Raw genomic sequence first — 9,980 nt, forward strand, 5'->3', positions numbered from 1 at the left:
AACAAGAAACCATAAACAATAACCAATAGAATATTATCTTTGCCCACTGTTTAGAATTTTACACTTATGAATATTTCTTACAATTGGCTTAAAGAATTTATCAACCTGCCGTGGGATGCCGAAAAAACTGGCGAACTATTAACAGACCTCGGTCTTGAAGTAGAAGGAATAGAGGACTTTTCTTCCGTAAAAGGCGGCTTGGAAGGGGTTGTGGTTGGGCACGTTTTAGAATGCGTTCAGCACACAAATGCAGACCGATTAAAAGTGACTAAAGTAGATGTGGGCAGCGGTGAAGTTTTGCAAATAGTTTGTGGCGCACCCAATGTTGCCGTTGGTCAAAAAGTACCCGTAGCCACCATTGGCACTACACTTTATGATGCCGATGAAAAACCTTGGGAGATAAAAAAAGGTAAAATTCGCGGCGAAGTTAGCGAAGGAATGATCTGTGCCGAAGACGAATTAGGTATCGGAAAATCGCACGACGGAATTATGGTTTTAGACGGAAAACTTAAACCTGGAACCCCGCTCGCAAAGGTTTTGGAAGTTGAAAACGACAAAGTTTTTGAAATAGGTCTTACACCCAATAGAGCCGATGCCATGAGCCATTGGGGTGTCGCTCGCGATTTAAAAGCTGGCTTGCTTCACCACGATATTTCTACAAAACTAAACACCCCTTCATCAAGTAGTTTTAGAGTAGATAATCGCACGCTGAAAATTGATATAAAAGTTGAAAACAGCACTTTGGCACCTCGTTATTGCGGAATTACAATTAGCAATATTAAAGTTGGAGCCTCTCCTATTTGGATTCAAAATAGGTTGAAGGCCATAGGTATTTCACCTATCAACAACATTGTTGATGTTACAAATTATGTGCTACACGAACTTGGGCAGCCGTTACATGCCTTCGACACAGCAAAAATTACAGGAAATACGGTAAAGGTAAAGACTTTGCCCACGGGAACTAAATTCACCACTTTAGACGGCGTTGAGCGCGAGCTTCACGAAGAAGATTTAATGATTTGCGATGCCGAAAAACCCATGTGTATCGCCGGTGTTTACGGCGGAATAAATAGCGGTGTAACCGAAGAAACAACCAGCATTTTCTTAGAAAGTGCCTATTTTAATCCGGTTAGTATTCGCAAAACTGCAAAACGACACAGTTTAAGTACCGATGCTTCGTTCAGATTTGAAAGAGGAATAGATCCTAACATTACAGACTATGCCCTGAGGCGTGCCGCCATTTTAATTCTTCAAGTTGCAGGCGGAGAAATAACAAGTGATTTAATTGATTTTTACCCTAAAAAAATTGATGACCATCAAGTTTTCCTAAATTTTGAAAAGGCCGATAAATTAATTGGTGAAGAAATTTCAAAGGAAACCATCAAGGAAATTCTTACGTCGCTGGAGATGAAAATTAATAATGTAACCGAAACTGGAATTGGGATGACAATTCCCGCATACCGCAACGACGTTACGCGCGACGTGGATGTTATTGAGGAAATTCTTCGTGTTTACGGTTATAACAATGTAAAATTTACTGAAAAATTAAACGCTTCTATTTCCACGATTTTACCGGGCAGCGATTATTCGGTTCAAAATAAAATAGCTTCGCAACTCACGGCACTTGGGTATCACGAAATGCTGAACAACTCGCTTACATCCCCAAATTATTCCGGTTTAAGTGAAACTATAAAGGATCATTTTAACGTATCGATGCTGAATCCGTTAAGTCAGGATTTATCAGTAATGCGCCAATCTATGCTGTTTTCTGGCTTGGAAGCAATTGAATACAACAGCAACAGAAAAAGCAGTGATTTAAAGTTTTTTGAATTCGGGAAAACCTATCACAATTTCCCGGGTGGCCGTACAGAAATGAAACATTTATCATTGTTTATCACCGGTTTAAAAGCTAAAAGCAACTGGGCTGTGCCCGAAAAACATAGCAATTTTTTCTTCGGAAAAGGGACAGTTGCCGCTATAATGGAGCGCTTAGGTCTTGATGATTATTCAGAAGAAACTACCGAAAACGATGTGTTTTCTGAAGCAATTGCCTTTAAAAGAAACAAAGATATTATTGTCGAATTTGGAATAGTGAAGCAAAAAATAACAACCGAATTTGACGTTGACGCCGAAGTTTTCTTCGCAGATTTTAATTGGGATGCGGTGCTAAAACAAATTTCTACGAAAAACTTCAAGTTAAAACCAATTGCCAAATTTCAAGCAGTTCAGCGCGATTTCGCATTGCTTTTGGACGACGCTGTAAAATTTGACGATCTGCGTAAAGCTGCACTTCAAACAGAAAAAAAACTTTTAAAATCTGTTACCTTGTTTGATGTTTACAAAGGCAAAAATCTGCCCGAAGGAAAAAAGAGTTATGCCCTTAGCTTCACCATTAAAGACGCTGAAAAAACACTGACGGACAAACAGGTTGACAAAATAATGAAGAAGTTGCAGCACAAATTTGAAAGTGAATTTGGAGCTTCGCTGCGATAAACAGATATTGAAATAAAAAAACGGCGACCTTTAAAAAGTCGCCGTTTTTTGTTTTAAGTGTATTTAAAACTAATTCCCAGAAGGTGGGAATACCAAGCCATTTACTATATGAAAAAATCCATTTTTATGGTAAAAATCTGATGCTATAATTGTTGCGGTATTGTTGTCTTCATCAAACAGCATAAGCACTCCGTCTTCTTCTTTAATGCCCAATCGCTGCCCTTCAACTGTAGTTAGATAGGCTTGCCCACCATTTTCTTTAACTGCATTTTCAAGACTGTTTTTATCTAATCTGCCAGGAACGGCTAAATATTTCACAATTGCGTTTACCAATCTGGAATTATCCAAAATTGAATCTCTGGTTTTTTCAGGCAAATCGGTAAAGGCTTCATCTGCAATAGCAAAAATAGTTACCATTTCTTGCTTTTCCAGCGTTTTTCGCAATGGATCGTTTTTTAAAATTTTCGCCAAAAGGGTAAAATCTGGTGCTTCTTCTAAATTTTCGTAAAAGGTTTTGCTAGAGGTGAAATTGCTTTCACCCAAAACTTTGGAAACCTCTTTATTATTAGTTGAAAGATATTTTTGTGCCGAAACAGTAGTGCCGAAGCAAATTATAAAAAGTAGAAAAAATATACGGTTAAGTTTCATCTGTTTTAAATAGTTTTAAAAGCCGAAATTGAAATGCCTGATTTTTCATTGGCATTTGACTTATAAATTGGTATTGGACAATTACTAAAAAATTATGGCTGTAAATATAATAAAATACAAAGCCAATTATTCCATAAACGCAAAAGGCTTGAATTTATTAAAAAAATACCCGCAAATGTGTTAAATTGTTGTTTTGCTGAAATGTACTGTGTAAATTTAGTTTTCCAAAAAAATACTGATCATGTTTTCAAGAACAAATATTGAAAAACAGCTGCTAAAATCGCGATCCAAACGCATTAACGAGCAAGCTGTTATGGAGGAAGTACAACGTATATTTTCTAAAAACTCAAAGCAACGCGAAGAAATTCTTTCAACCTTAACTAAAAAATCTGTTGAAACAGAAAACAATTTCAATTTTGACTTGTTGGACGGCTCGCATATTTTTCATATTGACGATATTAAAAACCTATGCATTACCTATCGTTTGCGGTTTTTAGATTCGCATTATTTTAAGGGAGATTTTCCCGAAGAAGCCATTTCAAAAATAAGAAGCCTTGAAAATAAACACGAGATTGCCTTAAAAAATTTTAAAATAGTTGCACCAGCAAAATTGCTAAAACTAGAAAATGCAGACGATCCCTTACTTTTTGCACCAATGGGCAATGATTATTTTTACCTAATTCACAAATGGGGGAAAGACTTACACCCGTTTAGAAAATTGCTTATGTGGCCGTATAAATATTTTGATAATTTGGTGTTTACTGTGGTGGTTTTAAGCATACTTCTTACTGCAATTGTGCCAATGCAATGGCTCACCCCCCACGCCGGAATTGGCGAGTATTTATTTTTGGCTTTCTTCATTTTTATCGGGATGGGCGGAATGGTAATTCTTTACGGCTTTTCAAAAGGGAAAAATTTCAATAACGCAATTTGGAACAGCAAATATTACAATGCTTAAATCTAGGTTATAGGTTGTTGGTAATAGGTAGAAGATAAATATTAAGAGTTTAAAAAAATAAAATTATGACAGCAAATACAGAAGAAACAGTTCGCATTTATACCGGTTCAGATATTTTGGCTAAGGCTTTGGTAGACAGGCTGGAAGAAGTAAACATTACCCCGATACTTCGCGATGACGAACAAAGCGGCGTTATGTTTGGCTCCGGAAATAAATTTGACGATCAAGTGCGTATTTTCGTTCGGAAAGACGAATTGGCAATGGCCCAACCCATCGTGGATGCTTATCTAAAAGAAATAGAATAAAATTGGCGGTGCCTGGTGCGTAATATAATTTTTTAAACGCGTTTACTATTCTACCTTTGTTAAAAAAATCTATGTCTGACACAAAACGAATATATACCGGACCAACGCTAATTGCTAAAGGCTTAGTTGCACGCTTAAACGAAATAGGCATTAGCCCAATAGAACGTAACGACCACGACAGTAGTTTGCGAGCAGGTTTTACCATGAGCATTGCAAACCAAACGATGGTTTTTATCAGAAATGATGAATATGAAAAGGCTCAAAGTACCATCGATGAGTTTTTAGTAGAAATTGATGAATAATAAAATGAAGCTCCACAGTAATGAACTTTAATAACAAAAGAATATTCGCATTTTTAATCGATTTACTGATTATCGCAACAATCTCGTCGCTATTTTCAGGCTTTTTCGAGATTGAAAGAGCGTTGGGCACAACCACTATCTTTGACCAAACTGTTACCTACGGAATCAGTTGGTCCTTTTTATTCTACGCGATGTATTTTATTATTTTCGATATTTTCAATGATGCAATTACTGTTGGAAAACAGCTATTAAAAATTAAAGTTGTTTTAAAAAACGACAACCCATTAAGCCTGCGAGCCCAAATATATCGCACTGTTTTAAAAACAATAAGTATTCTATTTCTACCAATTAGCGCATTTGTATTTCTAATAAATGGAAAAACGCTTCAGGACAGCTATTGTAACACGAAAACCGTAGAAAACTCATTTAGTTTTACCAATTAAAAAAAACGTCAGCATTGATTTTGAAGGTTTTTCAAATCAATGCTGACGTTTTAAATTTTTGTTTTTAGCTATGGCTAAGCTTCCACCGCGTACATTTTATCGCGCTGCTCCTTCAATTTTTTATCATTCATATATTCATCAAAAGTTGTGTAGCGATCTATTGCGCCGTTTGGTGTAAGTTCTATAACTCGCGTTCCAACGGTTTGTGCAAATTCGTGGTCATGGGTTGTAAGCAAGACCGTTCCCTTAAAGTTTTTTAATGAATTGTTGAAAGCCGTAATAGATTCCAAATCTAAGTGGTTTGTAGGCTCATCGAGCATGAGTACGTTTGCGCGCTGCATCATCATGCGGCTAAGCATACATCGTACCTTTTCACCTCCAGAAAGCACGTTACTTTTCTTCAGCGCTTCTTCGCCGCTAAAAAGCATTTTACCTAAGAATCCACGAAGGAAAACTTCTTCGCGCTCTTCTTCCGTTTTAGCGTACTGGCGCAACCAATCTACTAATGAAAGATTGTTTTTAAAAAACGCTTCGTTGTCTAGTGGCAAATAACTTTGGTTTGTAGTAATTCCCCATTGAAAAGATCCCGTATCTGCCTTTGCATTGTTGTTTAATATTTCATAAAAAGCAGTTGCTGCACGCGAATCACGCGAATAAATAACCACTTTGTCGCCTTTTGAAAGGTTTATGTTTACATTTTTAAAGAGCGTTTCACCGTCAATAGAGGCGGATAAATTATCAACGCTTAAAATTTGATCGCCAGCTTCACGCTCGCGTTCAAAAATAATTGCAGGATAGCGACGGCTTGAAGGTCTAATTTCTTCAATATTTAGTTTTTCAATCATTTTTTTACGCGAAGTAGCTTGCTTACTTTTGGCTACGTTCGCACTAAAACGCATAATAAATTCCTGAAGTTCCTTTTTCTTTTCTTCGGCCTTTTTATTCTGCTGTGCGCGCTGGCGTGCCGCGAGCTGGCTACTTTCGTACCAGAAAGTATAGTTACCGCTGTAGTGATTTATTTTTCCGAAATCTATATCGCTAATGTGCGTACAAACAGCATCTAAAAAGTGACGGTCGTGCGAAACTACAATTACACAGTTTTCATAATTTGCCAGGAAGTTTTCTAACCAGTTGATAGTTTCGTAATCCAAGTCGTTGGTTGGCTCATCCATAATTAGCACATCTGGATTACCAAAAAGTGCTTGTGCCAAAAGCACGCGTACTTTTTGTTTTCCGTCTAAATCTTTCATTGCTGTATAATGAAGACTTTCGTCTATTCCAAGATTCGAAAGCAGTGCTGCAGCATCACTGTCGGCATTCCAGCCGTTCATTTCTTCAAAAGCAACTTGAAGTTCGCCAATTTTTTCGGCGTTATCATCTGTATAGTTTTCGTATAATTTGTCTATTTGTGTTTTAATTTCAAACAGCTCTTTATTGCCGCGTACTACAGTTTCAAGTACATTAAACTCGTCGTATGCGTTGTGATTTTGTTCAAGAACAGACATGCGTTTTCCCTTCTCCAAATGCACGTGGCCCGAAGTAGGTTCCTGTTTTCCCGAAATAATTTTTAACAAGGTAGATTTTCCGGCCCCATTGGCGCCAATAATACCATATATATTACCTTTGGTGAATTGTGTACTCACCTCGTCAAACAACACACGTTTTCCAAACTGTACTGAAAGATTTGAAATTGAAAGCATAACTTTTTAAATTTTGCGCAAAAGTAGGTATTTAAGCGACACCCCGAAAAGATTAACGTTTTAAAAATCCTTTTAACTACCATTTAACAAATTGGTGTCAAGGGCTTGCTAAATTTGTTTGTTATTCCTAAAATTAGCTCGATTGTTTAAAAAACTACTTCTTCTATTAGTATTCACGGTACTACTTTCCTGTAAAAGCAAAGATGAGAATGTTGTAAAAACTACTTGGATTGGCGGCCAGATAATAAATCCCACCTTAGATTATATTGTTTTTTCTAGAGGCAACGAGATATTAGACACCGTAAAATTAGACTCCAATAATTTCTTTCTATACAAAACCGATAAAATTAAGGCAGGGCTTTACAACCTTAAACACAACGAAACACAAGTTTTCTTTATAGAGCCAGGCGATAGTTTACTGTTGCACGTAAATACTTTAGATTTTGATGAATCGCTTGCATACTCCGGAAGAGGTGGCGAGCAGAACAATCTGTTGATGTATCTCTATTTAACAAATGAAACTGAAAACCTAAAACTTCAAAATTGGTACGGGCTTTCTTCAAAAGAATTTACACATAAAATAGATTCCTTAAAGCAGCTCAAAATTAAGGAATACAAAGATTTTATAGCTAAAAACGAAGTAGTTGAAAGTTTTAAAAACGCCGTAATGGCAAATATTAATTACGATTATTATATTAAAAAAGAACGCTATGCAGCAGCAAATAGAAATAGAATTGCTGAGTTTGATGAAAATTATTTCGACTACCGCAAGAAGATAAACTTTGAGTTGGAAGAATTTAAGTTTTATTATCCCTATTATCGTTTTATGAATCGGTATTTTGAGAATCTGGTATTTTCAGAATACAAAAGCGACGTCCCTATTAATCGCAACTCCTACGACTTTAATTACAGGAGGATAAAACTTATTGACAGTTTGGTTACTTCCGATTCGCTTCGCAATAGTCTCCTTCGTTCTAACGCGATGTTTTATTTTTTAAATGCGAAGAACGCTGCTGAGGAACAACAATTTTTTGATGAATTCGCAAAAATGAATTCAGACAAAAAACACGTTGAAGAGGTGCGTAAAATGTACAATATTACTGTAAAACTAAACCCAGGAAACACCGTTCCAAATGTTGCCTTGGTTAATACAGATAACACCTTAAAAGATTTACACAGCATAATTAAAGCGCCTACCGTAGTTTATTTCTGGTCGGGGAAATCGCCATCAAATTATAAAAATATTCACAACCGTGCCGCCGAGTTGAAATCGAAATATCCCGAATATGACTTTTTGGGGATAAACACAGACACGCATTATAAAAAGTGGCGCCAAACCATTAATAGAAATGGTTACAATCCGTTGTATGAATTTCAAATTGAAAATTTAAACGAAGCCGAAAAGAAATTGCTATTGAAATACATGAACAGCGCCCTGATTTTAGACAAAGACGGAAAAATCTTAGAAGGAAAAATCAATTTATTCAATACAAATTTTGAACAACTGCTTCTCGGTTTTTTAAATAGATAAGCTCTCGGGAAGGCGAGAATTTATATAAACCCAAATTAATTTCCTTTTTTATAATCTTCTAAAAATTTCTTTAAACCACTATCTGTCAAAGGGTGATTCAGCAATCCTTCAATTGAAGAAAGCGGCCCAGTCATTACATCGGCACCTATTTTTGCACAATTAATAATATGCATTGTATGACGAATGGAAGCGGCAAGAATCTGTGTTTCAAAACCGTAATTATCATAAATTAAGCGGATGTCAGCAATCAGTTCCAATCCGTCGGTAGAAATATCGTCCAATCTTCCAATAAAAGGCGAAACATAGGTGGCTCCGGCCTTTGCTGCCAATAGGGCTTGCCCAGCAGAAAAAACAAGGGTACAATTGGTACGGATGCCATTATCGGTAAAATATTTTAGCGCCTTTACTCCGTCTTTTATCATGGGTATTTTTACTACAATTTGCGGGTGAAGTTCTGCCAGCTCCTCGCCTTCTTTTACCATTCCTTCAAAATCGGTTGCAATAACCTCTGCCGAAACATCTCCATTGACAATATTACAGATGTCAACATAATGTTTTAAAATATTGTTGCGGCCAGTAATGCCTTCTTTTGCCATTAACGAAGGATTTGTGGTAACGCCATCAAGCACGCCAAGGTCTTGTGCTTCGCGTATTTGGTCTAGGTTTGCGGTATCAATAAAGAATTTCATAAGTGTAGTTTCAAATTAATTGTTGTAAAAATAGTGAAGAATTCCTCAGGGAAATAGCAATGTTAAAAAAGATTGATAAATTAGATTAACCCAATTAATTAAAACGGCAACCGATTTAAAGCAAAAAAGGAAGCCAACAAAGCTCCCTTTTTCCTAACTTTAATGTACAAAAAAAAAATCTTACCGCACCACCAACTTTTTGGTAGTAATATCATTGCCCGCTTTTAGGGTTACAAAATAGATTCCCGCGGCATAGCCCGAAACATCCAAGGGGATGACCGTTGTATTTACCAAGGGTTCCTTTTGCTCCAAAACCTGCCCCAAGTTGTTGGCCACCGTTACAATCAGCCCATCAAACCCTTGGTTGGGAAGATTTAAGATAACCGTGTTGGTTGCCGGATTGGGATACATAGTAAAATCTTGCAGCATTGCATCTGCCACCCCTAGCGCATCGCACTCTGCTTGGTTGTTTACAAAGGTGGTCCCTGGGTCTTTTAGCCAGTCGCCCAAATAGGTGGCGCTGGCGTCGTCCACGAGGATGCATTTTAAACCGCTGGAATCTGTGACGTCAAATGTCTGCATAATCGCATTGTTACCATTCCGCACGTCTAGTTCCTCTATTGGATTTGATGCTGCCCCAAATGTTTCCAGATTTATGTTTTGGGAAAGATCGAAGCCCGTAATATTATTATAAAGACAGGTGAAAAAATTCAACTCAATATTTTGTGTGGTGTCAAAAAATCCACTAATGACATTATGGTCAGCCCACAACAAATATAAATCAGGATTTTGGCTAATGTCCAATGATGTCAAGAGGTTCCAATCACAATAAACCTCAATTAAGTTCGGATTTTGAGAGATATCCAACTCTGTCAAGAAATTTTCATCACAATATAAGAATTCCAGATTGG

The 9,980-nt window shown here is 36.9% G+C and carries 10 protein-coding genes; 6 read left to right on the forward strand and 4 right to left on the reverse strand.

The features are described from left to right. Window positions 1-66: 66 nt before the first annotated feature. Window positions 67-2,493: a phenylalanine--tRNA ligase subunit beta gene (gene pheT, locus K8089_RS02745; protein WP_237601742.1), complete on the forward strand. Its 2,427-nt coding sequence runs from the start codon at window positions 67-69 to the stop codon at window positions 2,491-2,493. A gap of 69 nt (window positions 2,494-2,562) precedes the next feature. Here the strand turns inward: pheT and K8089_RS02750 are convergent, their stop codons facing one another. Continuing rightward, a complete protein-coding gene (locus K8089_RS02750; RefSeq protein WP_237601743.1) occupies window positions 2,563-3,141 on the reverse strand; it encodes a fasciclin domain-containing protein in 579 nt (192 codons plus the stop codon). 241 nt (window positions 3,142-3,382) lie between these two features. Between K8089_RS02750 and K8089_RS02755 the strand changes: the two genes are divergently transcribed. The 4 genes from K8089_RS02755 to K8089_RS02770 all read left to right on the forward strand — a co-directional run bounded on the left by K8089_RS02755 (window position 3,383) and on the right by K8089_RS02770 (window position 5,149). Next, window positions 3,383-4,099, forward strand: a complete 717-nt coding sequence (locus tag K8089_RS02755) for a hypothetical protein (RefSeq protein WP_237601744.1) — start codon at window positions 3,383-3,385, stop codon at window positions 4,097-4,099. A 65-nt stretch (window positions 4,100-4,164) separates the two neighbouring features. After that, window positions 4,165-4,404, forward strand: coding sequence for a putative signal transducing protein (locus K8089_RS02760; protein WP_237601745.1), 240 nt, complete (start codon window positions 4,165-4,167; stop codon window positions 4,402-4,404). Between the two features lie 71 nt (window positions 4,405-4,475). Beyond that, on the forward strand, window positions 4,476-4,706 hold the full coding sequence (locus K8089_RS02765) for a hypothetical protein (protein ID WP_237601746.1): 231 nt from the start codon (window positions 4,476-4,478) through the stop codon (window positions 4,704-4,706). 20 nt (window positions 4,707-4,726) lie between these two features. Continuing rightward, complete coding sequence (locus K8089_RS02770) at window positions 4,727-5,149, forward strand: RDD family protein (protein WP_237601747.1); 423 nt, start codon at window positions 4,727-4,729, stop codon at window positions 5,147-5,149. 74 nt (window positions 5,150-5,223) lie between these two features. Here K8089_RS02770 and K8089_RS02775 read toward each other — a convergent pair whose 3' ends face one another. Continuing rightward, window positions 5,224-6,849: an ABC-F family ATP-binding cassette domain-containing protein gene (locus K8089_RS02775; RefSeq protein ID WP_237601748.1), complete on the reverse strand. Its 1,626-nt coding sequence runs from the start codon at window positions 6,847-6,849 to the stop codon at window positions 5,224-5,226. 142 nt (window positions 6,850-6,991) lie between these two features. On the opposite strand from K8089_RS02775, the gene K8089_RS02780 reads away from it, so the two are divergent. Beyond that, a complete protein-coding gene (locus K8089_RS02780) occupies window positions 6,992-8,380 on the forward strand; it encodes a TlpA family protein disulfide reductase (protein ID WP_237601749.1) in 1,389 nt (462 codons plus the stop codon). A gap of 35 nt (window positions 8,381-8,415) precedes the next feature. Here K8089_RS02780 and fsa read toward each other — a convergent pair whose 3' ends face one another. Next, entirely contained in the window at window positions 8,416-9,069 is a 654-nt protein-coding gene (gene fsa, locus K8089_RS02785; protein ID WP_237601750.1) for a fructose-6-phosphate aldolase, read from the reverse strand. A gap of 180 nt (window positions 9,070-9,249) precedes the next feature. Next, on the reverse strand, window positions 9,250-9,980 hold a 731-nt coding region (locus K8089_RS02790), incomplete at its 5' end, for a T9SS type A sorting domain-containing protein (protein WP_237601751.1).

It is taken from the genome of Aequorivita vitellina, from assembly GCF_022008365.1.
Classification (GTDB): Bacteria; Bacteroidota; Bacteroidia; order Flavobacteriales; family Flavobacteriaceae; genus Aequorivita; species Aequorivita vitellina.